The following is a 23198-nucleotide window of genomic DNA, read 5'->3' on the forward strand; positions in this document are numbered from 1 at the left end:
TTCTCCTCCCGTCGCGGGCTGCGCGCCGGCGAAAGTGATGCGGGGTGTTTCGGGTGGGGGCGGAGGAGAGTCGGGCAGTGGAGGATGCCGCGGGCCTGATCGGTCCTCCCGTCGCTGCTTCTCCTCCCGTCGCGGGCTGCGCGCCGGCGAAAGTGATGCGGGGTGTTTCGGGTGGGGGCGGAGGAGAGTCGGGCGGTGGAGGATGCCGCGGGCCTGATCGGTCCTCCCGTCGCTGCTTCTCCTCCCGCAGCGGCCGCTGCGATGCAGTGCCAGGGAGACGCCTAGTCGCGCCAGACCGTCGGGGCGCGCGCGGGATGGCTGCGGTTGCGCGCGAGTCAGGTGGTCGCCGCGACGACCGCGTCGATGAGACGGTCGAGGTCGGCCCCCTCGAGCTGGGGCCCGGGCACGGCGTTCAGATCGAGAACCGCGTTGAAATACAGGCCGTCGCTGACCAGCAGGACCATCTGCAGAGCGGTCTCGTCGCGGGTGTGCGAGCGCAGGCTGTCCTCCCAGAGCTCGCGGACGCGACGCAGGGAGGCCGAGGCGGCATCGCTGCCGTTCTGAGCGAGTCGCGAGACGGCGAGGATGGTCACGTCCAGCGGTGACCCGGTGTTCTGAGACGACCGCAGATGTGCGGCCACGACGCCCTCGGTCGAGCGTTCGATCTCGTCGACGTCTTCGCGCGCGAGCTGTTCGAGTCGGTCGACCAGCGCTGCTTCGAGGGCGCTCTTGGACGCGAAGTGGTAGAGCAGTCCGCCCTTCGAGACACCCGCGGCCTTCGCCGTGGCATCCATCGTCGCCGCACGTTCGCCGTCGTCGACGAGGATGCGGGTGAAGGCGTCGAGGACGGCTTCGCGGGCGAGAGGGGGGCGGCTCATGACTCCTCGATCGTACTGGCGGCATTCGTGCGCCGTCTGTTACTATACCGGCTGGACGGTTTAGAAACGGATCGGAAATGCTCACCACGTCGTTGCCCACCTCGGAGATCAGCGTGACGCGCGCCGGCTGGCGCGGATGGTTCGCGCTGGCGGTGCTCATGCTGCCCGTACTGCTCGTGTCGGTCGACAACACGGTGCTGAGTTTCGCACTGCCCGAGATCGCGCTGTCGCTGCAGCCCTCGAGCATCGAGCAGTTGTGGATCATCGACGTCTACCCGCTCGTGCTCGCGGGCCTCCTCGTGACCATGGGCACCCTGGGTGATCGCTTCGGTCGTCGCCGCATGCTGCTGATCGGCGCGACCGGTTTTGCCGCGGTGTCCGCGTTGTCGGCGTTCGCGCCCACCGCGGCGCTGCTCATCACGGGTCGGGCCCTCATGGGCGTGTTCGGCGCCATGCTCATGCCCTCGACGCTGTCGCTGCTGCGCAGCATCTTCCGCGACCGCGACCAGCGCCGCATCGCGATCGCCGTCTGGGCCTCCGGCTTCTCGGCGGGTGCGGCACTCGGGCCCATCGTCGGCGGATTTCTCCTCGAGCACTTCACCTGGGGCTCGGTCTTCCTCATGGCCGTGCCGGTTCTCGTGCCGCTGCTGGTGCTCGCCCCGTTCTTCGTGCCCGAGAGCCGCGACCCCCACCCGGGGCGCTTCGACCCCGTCAGCGTCGTGCTCTCGCTGGCGACGATGGTGCCGATCGTCTACGGCATCAAGAAGCTCGCGGTCGACGGGCCGCTGTCGCTCGCCCCGGTGCTCTTCGTGGTCGGAGTCGTCTTCGGCTGGCTCTTCGTGCACCGCCAGCGCCGCCTCTCCACGCCCATGCTCGACATGACGCTGTTCCGCCAGGGGACGTTCTCGGGCGCAATCCTGGTCAACCTGCTCAGCGTGGTCGGTCTCGTCGGGTTCCTGTATTTCGTCGCGCAGCACCTTCAGCTCGTCGTCGGTCTCTCGCCGATGGTCGCCGGCTTTGCGCTGCTGCCGGGGCTCGTGCTCATGATCATCTCCGGGCTCGCGGTCGTCCCCGTCGCGAAGCGGTTCCCGGCGCGCATCGTCGTGCCCGTCGCCCTGTCGTTCTCGGTGGTGGCGTACGTCATGGTCGCCCTGTCCACGGCCGACCTCGTCCTGCTCATCGTGGCCTTCGGTCTGCTCGGCATCGGAATCGGCGCCGCCGAGACGGTGTCGAACGAACTCATCCTCTCCAGCGCGCCCTCGGCGAAGGCCGGCGCGGCCAGCGCGGTCTCCGAGACCGCCTACGAGGTCGGCGCCGTCCTCGGCACGGCCGTGCTCGGGGGCATCCTCGCGGCCTTCTACCGCGCGCAGCTCGTCCTTCCCGCCGGACTCCCGGATGCCGCTGCCCAGGCGGCACGCGAAACACTCGCCGGGGCGGTCGCCGTGTCGAACACCCTCGACGACGCCGCACTGGCGGAAGCCCTGCGTCTCGCCGCCGCGCACGCCTTCGACGCGGGTGTCGTGACCACCGCCCTCATCGGCGCGGCGCTGATCGTCGTGGCCGCCGTCATCGCTGCCACTACCCTGGGAGGATCCCGTAGCGCGTCGACGAAGTGACGCGCCCGAGCTCTGAGGAGAGCGATGTCGCGTGTCGTGAAGCTGGCCGTCATCCCGGGCGATGGCATCGGTCCCGAGGTCGTCGCGGAGGCCGTGAAGGTGCTCGATGCCGTCACCGCCGGCGCAGACGTGTCGTTCGAGAAGACCCCGTTCTCGCTCGGCGCCGGTCGCTTCCTCGAGACGGGCGACACCCTCACCGACGACGACCTGAGCGCGATCGCCGCGCACGACGCGATCCTGCTCGGCGCCGTCGGGGGAGTGCCCGGCGACCCGCGCCTGAAAGACGCGAACATCGAGCGCGGTCTGCTGCTGAAGCTCCGCTTCGAGCTCGACCACTACGTCAACCTGCGTCCGTCGAAGCTCTACCCGGGTGCCGCGGGCCCCCTGGCCGAGCCGGGCGAGATCGACTTCGTGGTGGTCCGCGAAGGAACCGAGGGGCCCTACGTCGGCAACGGCGGTTCGATCCGCCGGGGCACCCCCCACGAGGTCGCGAACGAGACGTCCGTGAACACCGCCTACGGGGTGGAGCGGGTCGTCCGCTACGCCTTCGCCCTCGCCGAGCGTCGCCGTCACAAGCTCACCCTCGTGCACAAGACCAACGTGCTCGTGCACGCCGGCGGCATGTGGAAGCGGATCGTCGATGCGGTGGCATCCGAGTTCCCGGGGGTCGACGTAGACTACCTGCACGTCGATGCGGCAACCATCTTCCTGGTCACGAACCCGGGCCGTTTCGACGTGATCGTCACCGACAACCTATTCGGCGACATCCTGACCGACCTGGCCGGCGCCGTCACCGGAGGCATCGGCCTCGCCGCTTCGGGCAACATCAACCCCGACGGCGCGTTCCCCTCGATGTTCGAGCCCGTCCACGGATCGGCGCCCGACATCGCGGGCACCCAGACGGCCGATCCGACGGCCGCGATCCTCTCCGTCGCCCTGCTGCTCGATCACCTCGGGCTCGTCGACGAAGCCGCCCGCGTCACCCGCGCGGTCGAGACCGATATCGCCCGTCGCACCGGCCACCGCAGCACCGCCGAGATCGGCGACGCCATCGTTGCGGGCCTCCAGGCGTAACCTGGACCGCACGGCCCGCGTCGCCCCGCACACGAGAAGTTTTGGATCACAGATGACCACGATCGACACCGACCCCGACACCGGACTCGACCCTCTCGAGTTCGCCGTCACCCGCAACCTCGCCGCGAAGAGCCCGGCCGAGCGCGACGCCATCCTCGCCAGCCCCGGTTTCGGCCAGAACTTCACCGACCACATGGTCGACATCTGCTGGTCGGTCCGCGGCGGTTGGCATCGCCCGCGCGTCTCGCCCTACGGTCCCATCTCGCTCGACCCCGCCGCGGCCGTCCTGCACTACGGCCAGGAGATCTTCGAGGGGATCAAGGCGTACCGTCACGCCGACGGCTCGGTGCACACCTTCCGTCCCGACCAGAACGGTCGTCGCCTGCAGCGCTCGGCGCGCCGGCTCGCCCTGCCCGAGCTGCCGGTGCCCTATTTCCTGCAGTCGCTCAAGGAGCTCATCGCGGTCGATGGCGCGTGGGTGCCGTCCGGCGACGACCAGAGCCTGTACCTGCGCCCGTTCATGTTCGCGAAAGAGGCGTTCCTCGGTGTCCGTCCCGCGCACAAGGTCGCCTACTACCTGATCGCCAGTCCCGCCGGCGCCTATTTCAAGGGCGGCGTGCAGCCGGTGTCGATTTGGCTCAGCGAGGACTACTCGCGCGCGGGCAAGGGCGGCACGGGCGCGGCGAAGACCGGCGGCAACTACGCCGCGAGCCTGCTCCCGCAGTCCGAGGCCTACGAGAACGAGTGCGACCAGGTCGTCTTCCTCGACCAGGACCGCAACGTCGAGGAGCTCGGCGGCATGAACGTCGTGTTCGTCTACAGGGACGGCACCATCGTCACCCCGCAGTCCGACTCGATCCTCGAGGGGATCACGCGCGACTCCCTCCTGCAGCTCGCGCGTGACCGCGGGCACCACGTCGTGGGCCGCAACGTCTCGCTCGACGAGTGGCGTCAGGGTGTGGCATCCGGGGACATCGTCGAGGTGTTCGCGTGCGGTACCGCCGCGGTCGTCACCCCGATCGGCGTCCTCAAGGGTCGCGACTTCATCGACGAGCAGCCGTCGGGCACCCTCGCCCTCGAGCTGCGCGAGGAGCTCACGAACATCCAGTACGGCCGCGCCGAGGACAAGCACGGCTGGCTGTACCGCCTCGACGCCTGAGCGCGACGCGATCGGAGGGGCTCCCGGATGCCGGGGGCCCCTCTGCCGTTCGCGGGCGCGTCGTGGCGGCTGCGGTGGTCGCCTCCCGCGCGTGCCCCCGGCAGCGGCAACAAACGCTGTCCCGGGCGGGAAACGCTGTGGCACCGCGTTTCTCACGACGGACGGCGTTTCTCGAGGGGGCGCACACGACGCCGTGGCCGCGCCGCACCCCGCGGATAGGCTGGCACGGTGAAGATCGCTCGATTCAGCCACCAGGATGTCCTCCGCTACGGGATCGTCGACGACGGCGAGCTCGTGGTCCTCGAAGCCGACCCGATGTTCGCCGGGTTCGAGACGACGGGCGAGCGCGTGCCGTTGCACGACGTCGCTCTGCTCGCGCCGGTCATCCCGCGCTCCAAGGTGGTCTGCATCGGCAAGAACTACCACGACCACGCCGCCGAGATGGGCGGCGAGGCGCCGGCCGAGCCGCTGATGTTCCTCAAGCCGAACACCTCCGTCATCGGACCGGGCGACGCGATCGTGCGCCCCACGACGCTCAGCTCCCAGACCGACTTCGAGGGTGAGCTCGCCGTGGTCATCGGCCGCATCGCCAAGAACGTCCCCGCCGAGCGCGCTCTCGACTACGTCTTCGGATACACCGTCGCCAACGACGTCACCGCCCGCGACCTGCAGCGCACCGACGGACAGTGGTCGCGAGCGAAGGGCTTCGACACCTTCTGCCCGGTCGGACCGGTGATCGAGACCGATCTCGACCTCGCCGCGGCATCGATCACCACCCGCGTCAACGGGGAGGTCCGCCAGAACGGTCCGGTTTCGGACATGATCCACGACGTCCCCGCGCTCATCGCCTACGCCTCGTCGGTCTTCACCCTTCTCCCGGGCGACCTCATCCTCACGGGCACCCCCGCCGGGGTGGGGCCGTTCGCGGCGGGAGACGAGATCGAGGTCGAGATCGACGGCATCGGAACGCTGCGCAACACCGCGCGCGATGCCTGAGCTCGCCGCCCCGGCGGGTGTCGACGTCGCCGTCACCCAGCGCCGGACGGTGCGGGTGCTCGCGGCGGGACAGGTGCTCACCGGGGTGGCTTTCGGGGCGACGCTGTCGCTCGGCGCTCTGCTCGCCGCCGATCTCTCGGGGCAGGAGGCTCTGTCGGGGTTCGCGACGGCATCCGTGACCCTGGGAGCCGCGCTCACGGCGATCCCGCTCGCGCGCCTGGCCGCCCGGCGTGGTCGCCGTTTCGCACTGACGACGGGCAACCTCGCCGCGCTGACCGGTATCGCGGTGGTCATCGCGGCGGCGGCTGTGCGCCTGTTCCCTTTGCTGCTGGTCGGGATCGCCCTCATCGGTGCTGGCAACGCCGGGACGCTGCAGTCGCGTTTCGCCGCAACCGACCTGGCCACGACAGCACGCCGCGGCCGCGATCTGGCGACGGTGGTATGGGCGACGACCGTGGGCGGGGTCGTCGGCCCGCTGCTGCTGGCCCCGGGCGAACTCATCGGCGCGAGTATCGGGATGCCGCGCCTGACCGGCGCGTACCTCTTCTCGTTCGCCGCACAGGTGTGCGCCTTCGCGCTGTACGTCCTGGTGCTGCGACCGGATCCGCTGCTGCTCGCGCAACGCCTCGATCAGGAACGCAGCGCATCGACCCCGACGGCGCCGCAGACCGACCGTCCCGCCCTCGCGCGCTTCGCGATGCTCGCCGTCGCGGCCTCCCACGTCACGATGGCGTCGGTGATGGCGATGACGCCGGTGCACCTGTCGCACATCGTGGCCCCGGATGCCGTCACCCTCGCCGTCGGAGTCACGATCGCTCTGCACGTGTTCGGCATGTACGGGCTGTCACCGGTCTTCGGCGTGCTCGCCGACCGGCTCGGGCGCATCCCGGTGATCGTGCTGGGCCAGCTGCTGCTCGCCACCGCGCTGGTGGTGGCGGCGGTGTCGTCCGAGGCCCCCGGCGGTGTGCTGGTCGCGCTGGTCCTGCTCGGACTCGGGTGGAGCGCGGCGACGGTGGCCGGCTCGGCGCTGCTGACCGAGGCGACCCCACTCGCCGATCGACCGCGGCGCCAGGGCCGCAGCGACACGCTCATGACGGCGTGCGCGGCGGTGGGATCGGTGCTCGCCGGAGTGATCCTCGGTCTCGTCGGCTACGGCGGTCTGGCGCTGTGGGCGTTCGTCCCCGTCGCGCTGGTGTGCGCGGGTGCCGTCTTCGCGCGCATACGCCGGGCCTGAGCCCCGGCTCTGCCCCTCCGAGGCTGACGCCCGTGCCGGCCTCACTCGGCCGACGCGCCTCAGATCGCGTAGTCGAGAGCGGAGTCGAGCACGACGGGAGCACCCCAGCCGAGAGCGTGCAGCGCGCGATCGACGTCGGCCTCGTCGTTGAACACGTGGAACGCCACGCGTGCCCGGCCGGCGCGCCCGGACGCCGTGATGCCGTGGGCGGTGAGCTGCGCGAGCGCCTCCCCCGTGGCATCCGGCCAGGTCACGATCGCCGACGGCCGGAGCGGCTGCGCGAGTCCGATGCCGGTGCGGAAGCGGGCCGCGAGTCCGGTCGCGTGCGCGTACAGCTCCGTGATGTCGGCGTCGGCGAACATCTCGAGCGCGGGGGCTGCTCCCACGAACGCCTGCCACGCGGGCGAGACGTCGAAGCGGCGCGCGTCCGGGGCGAGGGTCCCGCCGGTGCCGTAGCACGACGACCACGGGTCGTCGCCCGAGTACCAGCCGGCCTGCACCGGGCGCAGGTGCGGAGAGAGCGCGGGGCCGACCGTGAGGAAACCGACGCCGCGCGGACAGCACAGCCACTTGTACGCGTGGCAGACGGTCGCGTCGAACATCGTCGCATCCACCGGCAGCCAGCCCGCGGCCTGCGTCAGATCGCAGAGGGTGAAGGCTCCGGCCCGAGCGGCCGCCGCGGCGATCCCGGCGGCATCCGCCACCTCGCCCGTGGCCGACTGCACGAGCGAGAACGCCACGAGCCATGTGTCGGTCGTCATCGCGTGGGGGAGGTCGGCCAACGCGACCTCGCGCACGCGGATCCCGCGACCGGCGTGGGCGAACGGAGCGACGAGCGACGCGAAGTCGCCCTCGGGGCACAGCACCTCGGCGCCGTCCGGCACCGCCGCCGCGATGAGAGACACCATCACCGAGGTCTGCGACGCGATCGCCACCTCGCCGATCGGGGAGCGGACGATCCGCGCGTAGGCGGCGCGGGCGTCCTCGACCGCGCGCGTCGCGGCGGCGACGTCGGGCCGACCGGATGCCGCGGCCTTGAGGTCCGCATGTGCGGCGCGCACAGTGGCGCGCGAGGGCAGACCGACGGTGCAGGCGGCGAGGTAGTCGCGGCCACCGGCGAACAGGGAGGCGAGGGCGGTCATGGGACCAGGTTCTCGCGGCATCCCTCATTGCACTAGAGCAGGTGTTGCATGAAATGCATTCGATGAGGTTATGTATGAGCGTGACCGACCTCCTCCCCGACGACTCCCTCGACGCCCATGCCCTGCGCGTGGTGAAGGCCGTCGCCGACGCGGGGTCGATCACGGCTGCCGCTCGTGCCCTCGGATACAGCCAGCCCGCTGTGAGCCAGCAGCTGCGGCGCCTCGAACGGCGCGCGGGGATGCCGATCGTGGAGCGCGTCGGACGGGGTGTGCGTCTGACCGAGGCGGGCCGGGTGCTCGCCCGTCACGCGACGGCCGTCACCACGGCCCTCGACGCCGCCGCCGGAGATCTCGCCGAGCTCCGTGGACTGCGCGCGGGACGCGTGAGGATCGCGGCCTTCCCCTCCGCCTCGTCGATCGTGGTCCCGCGGGTGATCGCGGCGGTGACCGCGCGGCGCCCGGGGGTGTCGATCAGCTTCGTCGAGGCCGAGCCTCCCGAGGCGGTCGCGGCGGTGCGGGAGGATCGCGCCGACATCGCCCTGACCTACAGCTTCCCCGGCGACCGGCGGGCGCAGCTCGACGCGGCCGCGACGGGGCTGTCGGTGACCACCGTCGGCGCCGACGACACCGTGGTGGTGGTCCCCGCCGAGCACCCCGCCGCCGCGCACGATCCTGTCGACCTCGCCCAGCTCGCCGCGGAGCGGTGGATCGCCGGCTGCCCGCAGTGCCGCGGGCATCTCCTCGAAGCCTGCTCCCGGGCGGGCTTCGCGCCCGAGATCGCGTTCGAGACCGACAACTACATCGCGGTCGAGAACCTCGTCGCCCTCGGCGTCGGCGTGGCCATCCTGCCGCGGATGGCCGTGGCATCCCTCCCTCTTGTGGCGGGCATCGCCGCGCGCCGGCTGCCCGCGACCGAGTCGCGCACGCTGCACGTGGTGACCGCCGGCGGGGCCGAGCGCGTGCCGGCGGTCGGCGCGGCGCTCGAGGCGATCGGCGAGGTGCTCGCCGCGCATCGGCACCCGGTCGGTGGGGGGCCGCGCGGCTAGGATCGAGGGGATGTCTTCCTCACCCGATCCCCGCACCACGACCGCTTCCGGCGCCGACGTCCGCGTCCGGTTCTGCCCGTCTCCGACGGGCCTGCCGCATGTCGGTCTCATCCGCACCGTCCTGTTCAACTGGGCGTACGCCCGGCACAACGGCGGCAAGCTCGTCTTCCGCATCGAAGACACCGACGCCGCTCGCGACAGCGAAGAGAGCTATCAGCAGCTGCTGGAGGCCCTGCGGTGGATGAACATCGACTGGGACGAGGGCGTCGAGGTCGGCGGACCCCACGCGCCGTACCGGCAATCGCAGCGCCACGAGATCTACCGCGAGGTGCTCGACAAGCTGGTGGCTGCGGGAGCCGTCTACGAGAGCTACTCGACCGCCGAGGAGATCGACGCGCGCAACGAAGCCAACGGCCGCGCCAAGCAGCTCGGTTACGACAACTTCGACCGCGACCTCAGCGACGAGCAGAAGGCCGCCTTCCGCGCCGAGGGGCGTCAGCCCGCCTGGCGCCTGCGCGTGCCCGACCGCGACCTCACCTACGTCGACCTCATCCGCGGCGAGGTCACCTTCCCGGGCGGGTCCTTCCCCGACTTCGTGCTCGTGCGTGCCGGGGGAGTCCCGCTGTACCCGTTCGTGAACCCGGTCGACGATGCGCTCATGGGCATCACCCACGTCATCCGCGGCGAAGACCTCATGCCCTCCACGGCGCGCCAGCTCGCGCTGTACTCGGCTCTCGTCGATGCCGGCGTCACGACGTTCATTCCGCGCTTCGGTCACATGCCGCTCGTGCTGGGCGAGACCGGCAACAAGAAGCTCTCCAAGCGCGACCCGCAGGCCGACCTGTTCCTGCAGCGAGAGAAGGGGTTCATCCACGAGGGGCTGCTCAACTACCTCTCGCTGCTGGGCTGGTCGCTCGCCAGCGACCGCGACGTCTTCTCGCTCGACGAGTTGATCGCCGCGTTCGACATCGCCGACGTCAACCCGAACCCCGCGCGCTTCGACCAGAAGAAGGCCGAGGCGATCAACGGCGACCACATCCGCATGCTGGATGCCGACGACTTCGCCGCCCGGATCGTTCCCTACCTCGCGGGTGCCGGCCTCATCGCCGAGCAGCCGAGCGAGGAGCACCGGGCGATCATCGCCGCCGCCGCCCCGCTCGTGCAGGAGCGGGTGCAGCTGCTCGGCGAGGTGCCCGGGATGCTCGGCTTCCTCTTCGTCTCCGACGTGGAGTACGCCGAGGACGCGCTGAAGGGCCTGCCGGCGAATGCGGCCGAGGTTCTCACGGCATCCGTCGAGGCTCTGCGTGGCGTCGACGACTTCACCACCGCGGGCGTGCAGGAGGCGCTCTCGCGCGCGCTCGTCGAGGAGCTGGGGCTGAAGCCCCGCGTCGCGTACGGGCCGCCCCGCGTGGCCCTCACGGGTCGTCGGGTGTCGCCGCCCCTGTTCGAGTCAATGGAGCTGCTCGGCAAGGACGAGACGGTGCGTCGACTCGAGGCGCTGGTCGCGCACCTGGCGTGACGCGTGGACCGGGTCCCCGTCGTCGCGACGGGGATCCCGGGTCCGGCGCGACGCGCGCGGGCGGGGCCGGATTTGGCACACACCCCCCTCTCACGTAAGCTTGATCCTCGGCACGAGTTACGGCTCGAAGCCATTGGGGTATGGTGTAATTGGCAACACGGCGGTTTCTGGTTCCGTTGTTCTTGGTTCGAGTCCAGGTACCCCAGCTTGTGAAAAGGCCCGATGATCGCGAAGATCAACGGGCCTTTCGCTTTCCCAGGCGTTGCTGAAACCCGTCCGCCACACTGAGCGCATGGGACTCTTCACGCAGCGACCCGAAGAACCGAGCGAGTGGGCGGGGCTTCCCGGAGAACCGGCCCGCCCGCGGACGCAAGCCGAGGTGCTGCCCGACGACGGGCGACCGGAGGCGTCGCCCTCGGGTCTGCTCGGCCTCCTCGACGCGCCGGTGACCTCGATCGCGATCGACGCGGCCCCCGCCGCTGCGCGGGACGATCCTGCGGCTACCGACTGACGCATCGCACCGACCTGTGCGCTCGCGGAGGGGCGTACCGGCTCGTGGAGGTGAACGCCGTTACGATCCGAACGACGGGCGACCCCGGCCCCTCGTCCCGCGGAAGAAGGTCTTCGTGAAGCGCTCCGGTATCGCCGCCGTCCTCATCGCCGTCCCGCTGCTCGCGGTGGGCTGCGCCCCCGAAGCGCCCGAGACCCCCGCGACCGAGGTCACGGCCCCGGCGCCGAGCCCGTCGTCGACGACGATGGACGGCATGCTGCCACCCGCCATCGTCGCGCCCACCGACCTGGAGGGGACCGAGCAGCGGGTCGTCCTGGGCACCTCGCTCGTGCTCACCGTGCCCGAGGGTACCGAGTCACAGTGGACGGGATCCACGGCCGACGTCGCGATCGCGGAGTTCAACCCCGGCGGGCCGTCCGAGGGCGCCGTGTTCCAACCGGGCTTCCTCGTGCGCGCCGTGGGCACGACGGTGGCTACGCTGACCGGCCCCGACGGTCAGACGATCTCGTTCACCATCGACGTCGTGCCGTACTGAGGCGCCGCCCGGTTCAGGATGCCGCGGGCCCGTCGAAGAGGATCACGCTCCGGCCCGTGCCGGCATCCGGGATCACCCGTGCGCGGACGCCGTAGACGTCGGCGATGAGCTCCGGGGTCAGGACAGCGGCGGGCGCGCCGGCCGCCACGACCCGACCGCTGCGCAGCACGACCACGGTGTCGCAGTAGGTGGCGGCGAGGTTCAGGTCGTGCAGCGCCACGACGCTGGTCACCGGCAGCGCGGACACCAGCGCCAGGATGTCGAGCTGGTGGCGGATGTCGAGATGGTTGGTGGGCTCGTCGAGCAGCAGCTCCCGCGGCTCCTGCGCCAGGGCCCGCGCGATCTGCGCGCGCTGACGCTCACCGCCCGAGAGCGTGTGCCACAGCCGATCTGCTTTGTCGGACAGGCCGACGCGGTCGAGCGCGGCCTCCACGGCGGCGTCGTCCCCGGTGTTCGCGCCGCCCCAGACGGGCCGGTGCGGGGTGCGCCCCAGCCGCACGACGTCACGCACGACGATGTCGGCGTCGGTCTCGGCGTGCTGCGTGACCACGGCGACGGTGCGGGCGAGGTCGCGACGACGCCAGGTCGACAGCGGACGGTCATCGAGCAGCACCGCTCCGCTGTCGGCACGGGCGGCTCCCTGCAGCAGCCGCAGCAGCGACGACTTGCCCGAACCGTTCGGGCCCAGGAGCCCCACCGTCGAGCCGGGCTGGGGCCGCACCGAGACGCCGTCGACCACGAGGGTGCCGCCGCGCGTCCAGCGCACATCGCGCGTCTCGAGCGTCATGCGCGGGTCCTCCGTCGCACGAGGAGAGCGACGAAAACGGGGACGCCGACGATCGCCGTCCCCACGCCGACGGGCAGGGGAGTGGGGGCGAAGAGCGTGCGGGTGGCGGCATCCACCCACACCATGAACACGGCGCCGACGATCGCCGCTAGCGGGACCACGCGCGAATGGCGGTGACCGACCAGCAGGCGGACGGCGTGCGGCACCACCAGGCCGACGAAGCCGACCGCGCCCACGACGCTCACGAGTGCGGCGGTCATCAAGGCCGTGACCACCAGGAGCCCGATGCGCGTGCGGGCCACATCGATGCCCAGCGAGGCGGCGACGTCGTCGCCGAAGGTGAAGGCGTCGAGCGCGCGTGCGGCGAAGAGGCACACGGCGCCGCCGACGACCACCACGACCGCGCACAGCGCGACGCGGTCCCACCGCATGCCCTCGAGCGAGCCGAGCAACCAGAACATTACGCCGCGGGTCTCGTCGCTGTCGGCCACGGCGAACACGACGAGCGAGGTCAGCGCCGAGAAGAACTGCGTGCTCGCGACGCCGGCGAGGATGACGCCCGAGGTGCCGCCCGAGGTGAAGCGGGCGAGCAGCAGCACGAGCGAGAAGGCCACGAGGGCCCCGACGAACGCGCCGCCGGAGAGACCGAGGACGCCGCCGCCGATGCCGAGCACGCCGATCACGACGGCTCCGGTCGATGCGCCCGACGACACGCCGAGGACGAACGGTTCGGCGAGGGGGTTGCGTAGCAGGGACTGCATCACGACCCCGCACAAGGCCAGGCCGGCGCCGGCGCACGCGGCGACGAGCGCCCGGGGGAGCCGCTCCTCCCACACGATCGCGTTCTTCGCGGCCTTGACCGGGATGTCGGCGAGCCCGAGGTGGTTCAGCAGGACGTCCCGCACATTCACCAGAGACACGTCGGCCGGACCGAGCGTGACGGCCACCCCCACCGAGAGCACGAGCAATGCGAGGCCGACGAGGGCGAGGACGACGCCGAGTCCCGCGGAGCCCCGACCCGGGCGGACCCGCGAGATCACGCTCGCGCTCAGAGCGAGCTTCCGTTCTCGTCGTACCACGTGCGGATCTTGTCGAGCGCATCGACGAAGCGGATCGAGGGGTTGAGCTCGGCGCCGTGCAGGGCGATGTACCGCTTGTTCTTCACGGCGGTCATGGTGCTGGTGAGCGGGTCGCTCTCGAGGAACGCGATCTTGTCGGCCAGGCGGTCCCCGGGGAAGCGGTCGCGCTGCAGGTCGCCGAGCACGAACACATCGGGGTCCTTCGCGACCAGGCTCTCCCAGCCGACCGCGGGCCAGTCGTCGGTCTGATCGGCGAAGACGTTGGTCATGTCGGTGGTGGATGCCAGCAGCGCTGCGTTCGAGAACCCGCCGGCGACGTAGGGCGTCTTGGTGTCGGCGAACCAGAAGGCGACGCTGCTGCCGCCGAAGTCGATGCCCTCGATGGCGGCGGCAGCGCGCTCCTGCAGCGAAGCCACGAGAGCCTCGCCGCGGTCGGCGACGTCGAAGATGCGGGCGAGGTCGCGGATCTCGCCGTAGAGCGCGTCGATAGTGAGCGGCGCGGTTCGTGTGCCGCCGGCGTTGAAGCTGACGTCGCCGTCGCAGTCGGTGGGCGAGAGGTAGGAGGGGATGCCGGTCTCCGCGAAGCGGTCGCGGGTGGCCACGCCGCCCTGCGCGAAGTGCCGACCGAAGGAGGCCGTCACGAAATCGGGGTCGGTGCCCAGCACCACCTCGTACGAGGGGGCGTTGTCGGACAGCCGCGGAACCTCCGCGTTGGCGTCGGCGAGCGAATCCAGCACCGGGTCGGTCCAGGATGCCGTTCCCGCGATGCGGTCCGCCAAGCCCAGGGAGAGCAGGATCTCCGTCGAATCCTGGTCCAGCGAGACGGTGCGCGCGGGCGGGGCGTCGAAGGTGATCTCGCGACCGCAGTTCTCCACGGTGAGCGGGTACGTCGTCGAACCTTCGCCCGCCGCGGCGGCGCTCGCTTCCGGGACCGCCTCGGATGCGCCGCAGCCGGTGAGCACGGCGGCGGTGGCGACGAGGACGAGGGGGAGGGCGAGGGCGCGGGCGCGTGGCATCCGGGACTCCGTGGGATCGAGGGTGGTTTCCGGTCCGACGGTGGACCGTAGGTAAGGATAGCCTCACTTCTTTCGCTCCATGGACCACCGCTGCGCGAAGGGTGTGGAGGGCGACATCACGACGGAGGCGGAGAATCTGTTGCTCTGTGTGGTTTCGTGTTGTATCGTGTGGGAATCTTCGAAGGGGATCCCGTGTACGCAATGGAGCGCCAGCAGCTCATCGAGCGCGAACTGCGCGAGGTCGGACGCGTCAGCGTGGTCGATCTCGCCCGGCGTTTCGACGTCACCACCGAGACCGTGCGCCGCGACCTCGACCGCCTCGAAGGGCTCGGAACCCTCCGCCGCGTGCACGGCGGTGCCGTCGACATCGGCCGGGCCAGCACGGCGGAGTCCTCCGTGACCGAGCGTCGCGAGCGCAAGAGTGACGCCAAGCGTGCCATCGCCACCGAGGCGGCGTCCCTGCTCGGCTCCGACTTCCGCGGATCGATCTTCCTCGACGCGGGGACGACCCCCGCAGCGCTGGCCGCCCTTCTTCCCGCAGCCCTGGGTGGCGGGATCGGCGGCGTCGAGGTCGTCACCCACTCGCTCGAAGCGGCCCACGTGCTCGCGGGCGAGGAACGCGTGTCGCTCACGACCATCGGCGGACGCGTGCGCGGCGTCACGGCGGCCGCCGTCGGTGCACACACCGTCCGCACGATCGGGCAGCTTCGCCCCGACATCGCCTTCGTCGGCACGAACGGACTGAGCGCCGGATTCGGCCTCAGCACGCCCGACCCCGACGAGGCCGCCGTCAAGGCCGCCATCATCCAGTCGGCCCGGCGCGTCGTGCTCCTCGCCGACTCCGCCAAATTCGGAGAGGAACTGCTCGTGCGTTTCGCCACCCTCGACGAGCTCGACGTGCTCGTGACCGACACGGAACCGCCCGCCGACCTCGCAGAAGCCCTCGCCGACGCCGACATCGAGGTGCGTGTCGCATGATCGTCACCCTGACCGCCAACCCCTCCGCCGACCGTGCGGTCGTGCTTCCCGCCGAGCTCGTGCCCGGCGAGGTGCAGCGCGCCGTCTCATCGAGAGAGGATGCCGGGGGCAAGGGCGTCAACGTCGCCCGGGTCGTGACGGCCGCCGGCGCACCCGCCCGCGCCGTCGTACCGGTGAACGCGCACGACCCCTACCGTCTGCTCCTCGAGGACACCGGTATCGCGCTCGATCTGGTGGAGGTCGCCGGGCGTGCCCGCGCGAACCTCACGATCACCGATCCCGCCGGCGAGACCACCAAGCTCAATCTGCCCGGCGCCGAGCTTTCCGCCGGTGAGGTCAGCGCCCTCGTCGAGGGCGTCGTCGCCGCGGCGGAGGGGGCGACCTGGCTGGTGCTGGCGGGCTCCCTCCCGCCCGGGGTCCCGGCGAGCTTCTACGCCGACCTCATCGTCGCGGTGCGCGATCGCTGGGGCGCCGACGCGCCGTTGGTCGCGGTCGACGCGTCGGGGGCGGCACTGGCCGCCGTCGTCGACGGCGCACGTCCCGATCTGATCAAGCCCAACCATGAAGAGCTCGCAGAACTCGTCGGCGAGGACGCCTCCACCGACGACGACGTCCTCGCCTCCGCCGCGCGACGCGCGCAGGCGCTCGTACCGGACCGCGTGGCATCCGCTCTCGTCACCCTCGGCGCCGACGGTGCGCTGCTGTTCGGCGCCGACGGCGCCTGGCGCGGACGCGCCCCCAAGATCCAGGTGGTCAGCACGGTCGGCGCGGGCGACAGCTCGCTCGCCGGATACCTGCTCGCCGCCCTCGAGGGGGCCTCGGCCCCCGACCGTCTCGCGCGCAGCATCGCCTATGGCGCTGCGGCCGCGACCCTGCCGGGGACCCAGGCCCCGACACCGGCCGATCTGCCCGACGGGCCGATCGCCGTCTCCGATTTCGCCACCCCTATCGCTACATCCTGACCACGGAGGTCACACCACCATGTCCGACATCATCACTCCGGAGCTCGTCAGCCTCGACGTGCCTCTGGGCGCCGACAAGCAGTCGGTGATCCGCGCGCTCGCGGAGCGCGTCGTCGCGCAGGGCCGCGCGCGCAGCGCCCAGGAGCTGTTCGACGACGCCTGGGCGCGCGAGCAGAAAGACGAGACCGGTCTTCCCGGCGGCATCGGCATCCCGCACGCGCGCAGCGCGTCGGTGACCGAGCCGACCCTCGCCTTCGCCCGCCTGACCCCCGGCGTCGACTTCGGCGCCCCCGACGGCCCGGCCGACATCGTGTTCCTCATCGCCGCCCCCGAAGGCGCCGACGAGGCCCACCTGTCGGTGCTGTCGCAGCTGGCCCGGAGCCTCATGAAGGATGACTTCACCGGCGGCCTGCGCGCCGCCTCGTCGCCCGCCGACGCCGTGCGCATCATCACCGACGCCATCACCCCGGCCGCCGAGCCCACCGTGGCCGCTGCGGCCCCGGTTGCCGCCACCCGCGCCGAGGCCCGCACCGCCACCGCGACCACGACGAAGAAGATCGTCGCCGTCACCGCGTGCGCCACGGGTATCGCCCACACCTTCATGGCCGCCGACGCCCTCACCGCTGCCGGCGCCGAAACGGAGGGCGTCGAGCTCGTCGTCGAGCCCCAGGGTTCGAGCGGCTACAAGGCCCTGCCGCAGAGCGTGATCGACGACGCCGACGCCGTGATCTTCGCGGTCGACGTCGACGTGCGCGAGCCCCAGCGCTTCGCCGGGAAGCCCGTCGTGCGCGCGGGCGTCAAGCGCGGTATCGAGCAGCCGAAGCAGCTCATCGCCGAGGCCCTCGCCGCGAGCGAGAACCCCAACGCCACGCGCGTGCAGGGCGGTGCCGCGACGGCATCCGCATCCGACGCCCCCGCGGCACAGCAGTCGGTGGGCCGTCGCATCCAGCGCTGGCTGCTCACCGGTGTGAGCTACATGATCCCGTTCGTCGCCGGTGGCGGTCTCCTCATCGCCCTGGGCTTCCTGCTCGGCGGCTACCAGGTCACCCAGAACGCGGCCAACGTCATCATCCAGAACTCGCTGTGGGATCTGCCCACCGACGGCATCACCTCGCCGCTCGGCCCGATCGGCCAGTACCTCGGCTCGGTTGCGTTCATGATCGGCGCGACCTCGATGGGCTTCATCGTGGCCGTGCTCGCGGGCTTCATCGCCTACGCGATCGCCGACCGCCCCGGCATCGCCCCCGGTTTCGTCGCGGGAGCCGTCGCCGTGCTCATGAACGCCGGCTTCATCGGCGGCATCATCGGCGGTCTGCTCGCCGGCTTCATCGCCTGGTGGCTCGGTCGCTTCGACGCCCCCCGCTGGCTGCGCGGTCTGATGCCCGTCGTCATCGTGCCCTTCCTCGGCTCGATCTTCGCCTCGGGTCTGATGATCCTGTTCCTCGGCCGCCCGATCGCCGCTCTCATGGCCGCCCTCACCGAGGGTCTGACCGGCCTCGCCGCCAGCGGCGCCGGCGCGATCATCCTCGGCGTGATCCTCGGGCTCATGATGTGCTTCGACCTCGGTGGCCCGGTCAACAAGGTCGCCTACGTCTTCGCCACCACCGGCCTCGCCGCCGCCACCCAGACGAACACCACGCCCTACCTGATCATGGCCGCGGTCATGGCCGCCGGAATGGTGCCCCCGCTCGCGATGGCCCTCGCCTCGACGCTGCTCGCTCGCAAGAAGTTCACCCCGGTCGAGCGCGAGAACGGTGCGGCCGCGTGGCTGCTCGGCGCCTCGTTCATCTCGGAGGGTGCGATCCCGTTCGCCGCCGCCGACCCGCTGCGCGTCATCCCCGCCTCGATGGTCGGCGGTGCGATCACGGGTGGTCTGAGCATGCTGCTCTCGGTGCAGTCGTTCGCCCCGCACGGCGGCATCTTCGTGTTCTTCGCGATCAACCCCTTCTGGGGTTTCGCCCTCGCGATCGTGGCAGGTACGGTCGTGACTGCGCTGATCGTCGTCGCCCTCAAGGGCATCGGCCGCAGCACGCAGGACGCCGCCGTCACCGAGGCTGCTCCCGCAGCCACGGTCGCCGCGTAACACCCCGTCGAATCGGAAGGATTCACCATGGCAGAACGTCAGGCCACCATCGCGAGCGCGTCGGGCCTCCACGCCCGCCCCGCCAAGCTCTTCGTGCAGGCCGTGCAGGAGAAGAAGGTCCCCGTCACCATCGCAGCCGACGGCGGCCCCGACCTCAACGCCGGCAGCATCCTGTCGCTGATGGGTCTCGGCGCCGGGCACGGCACCGTCGTGACGCTCAAGGCCGAGGGTGAGGGCGCCGAGCAGGCGCTCGAGGAGCTCGTCGCTCTGCTCGAGACCGACCTCGACGCGCAGTAAGCGCCTCACCGCAGAACACCGGATGCCACGGGCCGCAGGGCTCGTGGCATCCGGTGTTTCTGCGTGCTGGGGGCTGTGCGGGCCGTGCCGAACACCGGAGAAGTGGGCCCGTCGCGGCGGGTGAGCCGCCGACCGGGGCCCCGGGTGGCGAGATCTCCGGAGTTCGGTGGCGTCAGACCTCGATGCTGTCGCCGGGCTTGAGGTCGACGAACGACCCGCCGTTCTGCTCGACGGCCCAGGTGAGGCGGGAGTCGCCCATCTGCTTGCCCGCGACCGACAGCGTCATGTCGTGGGTCGCGAAGACCCGCTCGGGCTTCACGGCGAGGACGTAGTCGATTGCGTCGCCGATCTTGAGCCAGGGCGCGCCCACCGGCGCGGCGAGCAGCGAGACCTTCGCATGCTTGGGAACGGTGTACGAGTCGCCCGGGTAGTAGACGGAGTCGTTGATCAGCACACCCACGTTGTCGACCACCGGGATCGACTCGTGGATCACCGCGTGGGTGCCTCCGCTGAAGACGAGGTGGAACGGGCCGAGGTCGAGCGTGTCGCCGGGGGCCACCACCGTCACCTCGAAACCGGCGGCGGCGTTGCGCACACCCTCCGGTCCGTAGATCGGCACGCCCGGGTGCGCCTTCTGCAGCCGGGTGAGGTGCTCGGGCGTCCAGTGATCGGGGTGCTCGTGCGTGATGACGACACCGACGAGGCCGTCGAGGTCGTCGAGCGGGGACGTGAAGCTCCCGGGATCGATGACGAGCGTGCGGCCCGACTCGGAGAGGACCAGGGTGGCGTGTTCGTGCTTGGTGAGACGCATGAGGGGAGTCAACTCCTCGTTGCGGGGGTCTTCAACCGCTGGCGCTCGGCGCCATGGGGCGTTCCGTTCCTCTTCCCAGCGCGCCTCAGACGCGGTACGGTGGCCGGACACGCCCGGGAAGTCGATGGCTCGGCCTCGATTTTGCGTGGGCGTCGTTCGTGATGCATACTTGAACAGTTGCGACGCGGCCCCATCGTATAGCGGCCTAGTACGCCGCCCTCTCACGGCGGTAACGCGGGTTCGAATCCCGCTGGGGTCACCAACACGAAAAAGCCTCGACCGAATGGTCGGGGCTTTTTTCGTGTCCGGGTGCCGCGGCAGGACGCGGAGCCGCGTGCGCGGGTGGGGCCCACCGCCCGGAGGCTCCGCGCGCCGCGGCGAGCGTCATGGATGCGGACGCGGCGGACGGATCCGGATGCCGGGAGCCCCGTCATCCGCATCCGTTGCGCCCCTCCGCATCCGGTGCGGGCTGAAGCTCGCCGGCTCAGCCCTCGCGGGCTGTGCGGCGGCGCCGCACAGCGCGCCGTACGCCCCACACCACGGCGGAGACCACGCCGGCCACGACGATCCACGGCAGCAGGAAGCCGAGCCCGATCACGAGGCCGTTGAGGGTGGCGACCAGGCCGTTCCAGCCGGCGGAGAGGCCGTCGCCGAAGCCCGCGGGGTCGGCGGCGACGGTGGTGGAGCGCTCCGTCAGTTGCACGCTGAGCGACGACATGGCCACCTGCGACTCGAGCGACTGCAGCACGGAGCGATCGGAGTCGAGCTGCGCCTGACGGTCGGCGAGCGCGGACTCGGCGGTGACGAGGTCGGACACCGACCCCGCCTGCGCGAGCAGCTCGGTCAGCCGGGCCACCGATGCCTCCCCGGCGGCGACGCGGGCGCGCAGGTCGACGGTCTGTTCGGTGACGTCGGAGCGGTTGATGCTCGTCGCGGTGACCTCGCCGACGTCGCGCAAGTCGTCCATCACCCCGGTCAGGGCGTCGGCGGGCACGCGTACCGTGATCCACCCGGAGGATGCCGCGGGGCCCGTCGCCGAGCCCTCGATGGGCACCGCGCCGATCGCCCCGCCCAGCTGTGACGATTCGACGTATCCGCCCGCGGCGGTCGCCGCTGCGCCGATGTTCTCGACCGCCGCGGCGATGTCGTCGACCTCCACGGTGCTCGAGCCGGTGGCCACGATGTCGCGCGGCGCGGCGTCGCGGGCCACCGCGCCGCCCGAGATCGCCTCCGATGACGAGCCCGCGGCATCCTGACCGGGTGCGACGGGCGCGCTGTCGAACTGCTCCGTGTAGCCGCCGCTCGCTCCGGTGACCGACGACGCACCGGACCCGGACGACGAGGTCAGGGCAGGACCCACGACGGCCGCGACCACGACGACGGCCGCGGCCGCGCCCACTCCCGTCCAGACACCTCGACGACGGCGGCGCACGCGCGCTCTCTCGTCGGCGATGCGGGCGAAGACGGCGGTCTCGACGGCATCCATTCGATCGGCGGGGAACGGGGGAAGGGTGGGGGTGGTCATGGGGTCTCCGTCTCCATCGCGGTGGCGCGCATCCGGGAGCGGATGCGGGAGAGTCGATTGCGCACCGTGCCGTGCGAGACACCCAGGGTCGCGGCTGCGGCGGCGTAGCCGTACCCCTCCGCCGCGCACAACCGGAAGATCTCGCGATCGAGCTCGCCGAGGTGCGAGACGGCGGCGAGGATCGCCGACACGGTCTGCGCCTGGACGACCTGCGCCTCGACGTCGACGGCCGAGGGGATCTCGTCGTCGAGCGCGTCGTGCGCGCCGTGGCGTCGCCGCGCGCGCAGACGGTTCTGGGCCTGCAGCCGGCACACCGTCGCCAACCACGGCAGCAACGACGACCCCTCCAGACGCAGCGACGGGATCTTCCGCCAGGCCACGACGAACGTCTCCTGGACGACGTCCTCGGCGTCGGGCGCGTTGCCGACCAGGCCGAACGCCATCCAGTACACCGGCCGTGCGTACGCGCGGTACAGCTCGCGGTAGGCCGCATCCGATCCGCCGGCGGCGCGCGCCACGAGCGCCCTGTCGTCGATCACGTCGTCGGTCATCGGCATCCACTTCTCGGTCGGACTCGGCTCTGCGAGCACTCTCTCACTGAGAGGTGTCCCGTCGCGCGGGATCGTCTCACCGCACTACGCGCGCAATGAGCAGTACGTGCACAAGGCCCGCCGGGCGAGAGCTGCTGGATAGACTCGAGCGTTTCCCCCGGAGAAAGGCCCTGCGATGGAGCTGCAGCTCGACCCCCTCTTCCAGACGATCACTCTGGTGGTGCTCGTGCTGATCCTCATCGCCGACCTGCTGATCATCCTTAAGCGCCCCCACATCCCGGCGCCCAAGGAGTCGACGCTCTGGGTCGTGTTCTACGTGACCCTCGCGCTCATCTTCGCGGGCGTGCTGTGGATCGTCGCCGGGGGAGAGGTTGCCGGGCAGTTCGTCGCCGGATGGCTGACGGAGTACAGCCTCTCGATCGACAATCTCTTCGTCTTCGTGCTGATCATGGGGCAGTTCGCCGTCCCGCGCCGCTACCAGCAGGAGGTGCTGATGGTGGGCATCATCATCGCGCTCATCCTGCGCGGCGCGTTCATCCTGGTCGGGGCGACCATCATCGAGAACTTCAGCCCGATCTTCTACCTGTTCGGCGCATTCCTCATCTACACCGCGATCCGCCAGGCCTTCCCCGGCGACGACGATGACGACGAGCAGAAGGAGAACCTCATCGTCCGCACTCTCCGCCGGGTGCTGCCGATGAGCGACTCGTACGACGGGAAGAAGGTCATCACGCGCGTCGACGGCAAGAAGCTATTCACCCCGATGATCATCGTGTTTGTCGCGATCGGCGTCACCGACCTGCTGTTCGCGATCGATTCGATCCCCGCGATCTTCGGCATCACCCAGAGCCCGTTCATCGTCTTCACGGCGAACCTGTTCGCTCTCATGGGACTGCGTCAGCTGTACTTCCTGCTCGGCGACCTGCTCGACCGCCTGAAGTACCTCCACTTCGGCATCGCGTTCATCCTCGCCTTCATCGGCGTGAAGCTCATCCTGCACGCGATGCACGTCAACGAACTGCCCTTCATCAACGGCGGCGAGCCCATCGAGTGGGCGCCCGAGATCTCGACGTGGGTGTCGCTCGCGGTCATCGTGCTGTCGATGGCGGTCGCCACGGTCGCGAGCCTGCTCGCCGCGCGCCGTCAGCCGTCGGCTGTCGGAGCTCAGGATGCCGCAGCCGAGGTCGCCGACGAGAAGGGCACGCCCGCGACGGTGGAGCACCCCGAGCGCGACTGACCGCGGCTCGAGGTGGGCTGACGCCGTGCGGCGTCGCGTCGCGCGTGTCCCACTTCGTGCAGGTTACGGGCGGGCGGGGCGCGCGAAGTGGGACATGCTCTCGACGTGTGCCGCGTCGGCGGTGGGCTCAGACGGCGTCGCGTCGCGCGTGTCTCACTTCGT

The 23198-nt window shown here is 71.0% G+C and carries 22 protein-coding genes and 2 tRNA genes; 16 read left to right on the forward strand and 8 right to left on the reverse strand.

Translation table 11 applies throughout. From position 1 onward, the window contains the following. Positions 1-335: 335 nt before the first annotated feature. Positions 336-878, reverse strand: coding sequence for a TetR/AcrR family transcriptional regulator (locus tag Q9R20_RS12505; protein WP_311249645.1), 543 nt, complete (start codon positions 876-878; stop codon positions 336-338). Positions 879-955: 77 nt separating this feature from the next. Here Q9R20_RS12505 and Q9R20_RS12510 point away from each other — a divergent pair, with 77 nt between their 5' ends. From Q9R20_RS12510 to Q9R20_RS12530, 5 genes are all read left to right on the forward strand, one after another. Then, on the forward strand, positions 956-2494 hold the full coding sequence (locus Q9R20_RS12510) for an MFS transporter (protein ID WP_311249646.1): 1539 nt from the start codon (positions 956-958) through the stop codon (positions 2492-2494). Positions 2495-2518: 24 nt separating this feature from the next. Then, positions 2519-3568: a 3-isopropylmalate dehydrogenase gene (locus tag Q9R20_RS12515; RefSeq protein ID WP_311249647.1), complete on the forward strand. Its 1050-nt coding sequence runs from the start codon at positions 2519-2521 to the stop codon at positions 3566-3568. A 52-nt stretch (positions 3569-3620) separates the two neighbouring features. Next, a complete protein-coding gene (locus Q9R20_RS12520) occupies positions 3621-4727 on the forward strand; it encodes a branched-chain amino acid aminotransferase (RefSeq protein WP_311249648.1) in 1107 nt (368 codons plus the stop codon). 228 nt (positions 4728-4955) lie between these two features. Beyond that, positions 4956-5723, forward strand: a complete 768-nt coding sequence (locus Q9R20_RS12525) for a fumarylacetoacetate hydrolase family protein (protein ID WP_295835571.1) — start codon at positions 4956-4958, stop codon at positions 5721-5723. Continuing rightward, complete coding sequence (locus Q9R20_RS12530) at positions 5716-6957, forward strand: MFS transporter (protein WP_311249649.1); 1242 nt, start codon at positions 5716-5718, stop codon at positions 6955-6957. Before Q9R20_RS12525 ends, Q9R20_RS12530 begins: the two co-directional genes overlap by 8 nt. 59 nt (positions 6958-7016) lie before the next feature. On the opposite strand, the gene Q9R20_RS12535 is transcribed toward Q9R20_RS12530, so the two are convergent. After that, positions 7017-8099 (reverse strand): aminotransferase class V-fold PLP-dependent enzyme, encoded by a 1083-nt coding sequence (locus Q9R20_RS12535; protein WP_311249650.1) that lies wholly within the window; start codon positions 8097-8099, stop codon positions 7017-7019. Between the two features lie 74 nt (positions 8100-8173). Between Q9R20_RS12535 and Q9R20_RS12540 the strand changes: the two genes are divergently transcribed. From Q9R20_RS12540 to Q9R20_RS12560, 5 genes are all read left to right on the forward strand, one after another. Next, positions 8174-9145, forward strand: a complete 972-nt coding sequence (locus Q9R20_RS12540) for a LysR family transcriptional regulator (RefSeq protein ID WP_311249651.1) — start codon at positions 8174-8176, stop codon at positions 9143-9145. A 10-nt stretch (positions 9146-9155) separates the two neighbouring features. Further along, positions 9156-10664: a glutamate--tRNA ligase gene (gene gltX, locus Q9R20_RS12545; protein ID WP_311249652.1), complete on the forward strand. Its 1509-nt coding sequence runs from the start codon at positions 9156-9158 to the stop codon at positions 10662-10664. A 134-nt stretch (positions 10665-10798) separates the two neighbouring features. Then, a tRNA-Gln gene (locus Q9R20_RS12550) sits at positions 10799-10870 on the forward strand. 86 nt (positions 10871-10956) lie between these two features. Then, positions 10957-11175, forward strand: a complete 219-nt coding sequence (locus Q9R20_RS12555) for a hypothetical protein (RefSeq protein ID WP_311249653.1) — start codon at positions 10957-10959, stop codon at positions 11173-11175. Positions 11176-11290: 115 nt separating this feature from the next. Continuing rightward, positions 11291-11710, forward strand: a complete 420-nt coding sequence (locus Q9R20_RS12560; RefSeq protein ID WP_311249654.1) for a hypothetical protein — start codon at positions 11291-11293, stop codon at positions 11708-11710. A 13-nt stretch (positions 11711-11723) separates the two neighbouring features. Here the strand turns inward: Q9R20_RS12560 and Q9R20_RS12565 are convergent, their stop codons facing one another. The 3 genes from Q9R20_RS12565 to Q9R20_RS12575 form a co-directional block, all read right to left on the reverse strand. Then, entirely contained in the window at positions 11724-12497 is a 774-nt protein-coding gene (locus tag Q9R20_RS12565; RefSeq protein WP_311249655.1) for an ABC transporter ATP-binding protein, read from the reverse strand. Beyond that, positions 12494-13465 (reverse strand): iron chelate uptake ABC transporter family permease subunit, encoded by a 972-nt coding sequence (locus Q9R20_RS12570; protein ID WP_311249847.1) that lies wholly within the window; start codon positions 13463-13465, stop codon positions 12494-12496. The genes Q9R20_RS12565 and Q9R20_RS12570 overlap by 4 nt, the downstream gene beginning before the upstream one ends. 80 nt (positions 13466-13545) lie before the next feature. Continuing rightward, positions 13546-14592 carry an ABC transporter substrate-binding protein gene (locus tag Q9R20_RS12575; RefSeq protein WP_311249656.1) on the reverse strand — a complete coding sequence of 349 codons (1047 nt, stop codon included), beginning with the start codon at positions 14590-14592 and terminating at the stop codon, positions 13546-13548. Between the two features lie 192 nt (positions 14593-14784). On the opposite strand from Q9R20_RS12575, the gene Q9R20_RS12580 reads away from it, so the two are divergent. The 4 genes from Q9R20_RS12580 to Q9R20_RS12595 are packed head-to-tail and all read left to right on the forward strand — an operon-like array spanning position 14785 to position 18912. Continuing rightward, positions 14785-15570 carry a DeoR/GlpR family DNA-binding transcription regulator gene (locus Q9R20_RS12580; RefSeq protein WP_311249657.1) on the forward strand — a complete coding sequence of 262 codons (786 nt, stop codon included), beginning with the start codon at positions 14785-14787 and terminating at the stop codon, positions 15568-15570. Next, complete coding sequence (locus tag Q9R20_RS12585) at positions 15567-16532, forward strand: 1-phosphofructokinase family hexose kinase (protein ID WP_311249658.1); 966 nt, start codon at positions 15567-15569, stop codon at positions 16530-16532. The genes Q9R20_RS12580 and Q9R20_RS12585 overlap by 4 nt, the downstream gene beginning before the upstream one ends. 19 nt (positions 16533-16551) lie before the next feature. Then, entirely contained in the window at positions 16552-18615 is a 2064-nt protein-coding gene (locus Q9R20_RS12590; RefSeq protein WP_311249659.1) for a fructose-specific PTS transporter subunit EIIC, read from the forward strand. 27 nt (positions 18616-18642) lie between these two features. Further along, a complete protein-coding gene (locus Q9R20_RS12595; protein WP_311249660.1) occupies positions 18643-18912 on the forward strand; it encodes an HPr family phosphocarrier protein in 270 nt (89 codons plus the stop codon). A gap of 172 nt (positions 18913-19084) precedes the next feature. Here Q9R20_RS12595 and Q9R20_RS12600 read toward each other — a convergent pair whose 3' ends face one another. Further along, on the reverse strand, positions 19085-19723 hold the full coding sequence (locus Q9R20_RS12600) for an MBL fold metallo-hydrolase (RefSeq protein WP_311249661.1): 639 nt from the start codon (positions 19721-19723) through the stop codon (positions 19085-19087). Between the two features lie 186 nt (positions 19724-19909). Between Q9R20_RS12600 and Q9R20_RS12605 the strand changes: the two genes are divergently transcribed. Then, positions 19910-19985, forward strand: a tRNA-Glu gene (locus Q9R20_RS12605). A gap of 222 nt (positions 19986-20207) precedes the next feature. On the opposite strand, the gene Q9R20_RS12610 is transcribed toward Q9R20_RS12605, so the two are convergent. Both Q9R20_RS12610 and Q9R20_RS12615 read right to left on the reverse strand, forming a co-directional pair. Beyond that, the gene (locus Q9R20_RS12610) at positions 20208-21248 is read right to left on the reverse strand and encodes a DUF4349 domain-containing protein (RefSeq protein WP_311249662.1); all 1041 of its coding nucleotides are present in this window, start codon (positions 21246-21248) and stop codon (positions 20208-20210) included. Further along, the gene (locus tag Q9R20_RS12615) at positions 21245-21799 is read right to left on the reverse strand and encodes a sigma-70 family RNA polymerase sigma factor (protein WP_311249663.1); all 555 of its coding nucleotides are present in this window, start codon (positions 21797-21799) and stop codon (positions 21245-21247) included. The genes Q9R20_RS12610 and Q9R20_RS12615 overlap by 4 nt, the downstream gene beginning before the upstream one ends. Before the next feature lie 175 nt (positions 21800-21974). On the opposite strand from Q9R20_RS12615, the gene Q9R20_RS12620 reads away from it, so the two are divergent. Then, positions 21975-23036 carry a TerC family protein gene (locus Q9R20_RS12620; protein WP_311249664.1) on the forward strand — a complete coding sequence of 354 codons (1062 nt, stop codon included), beginning with the start codon at positions 21975-21977 and terminating at the stop codon, positions 23034-23036. The last annotated feature ends 162 nt before the right edge of the window (positions 23037-23198 follow it).

This window comes from Microbacterium sp. PRF11, from assembly GCF_031844085.1.
Taxonomy (GTDB): Bacteria; Actinomycetota; Actinomycetes; order Actinomycetales; family Microbacteriaceae; genus Microbacterium.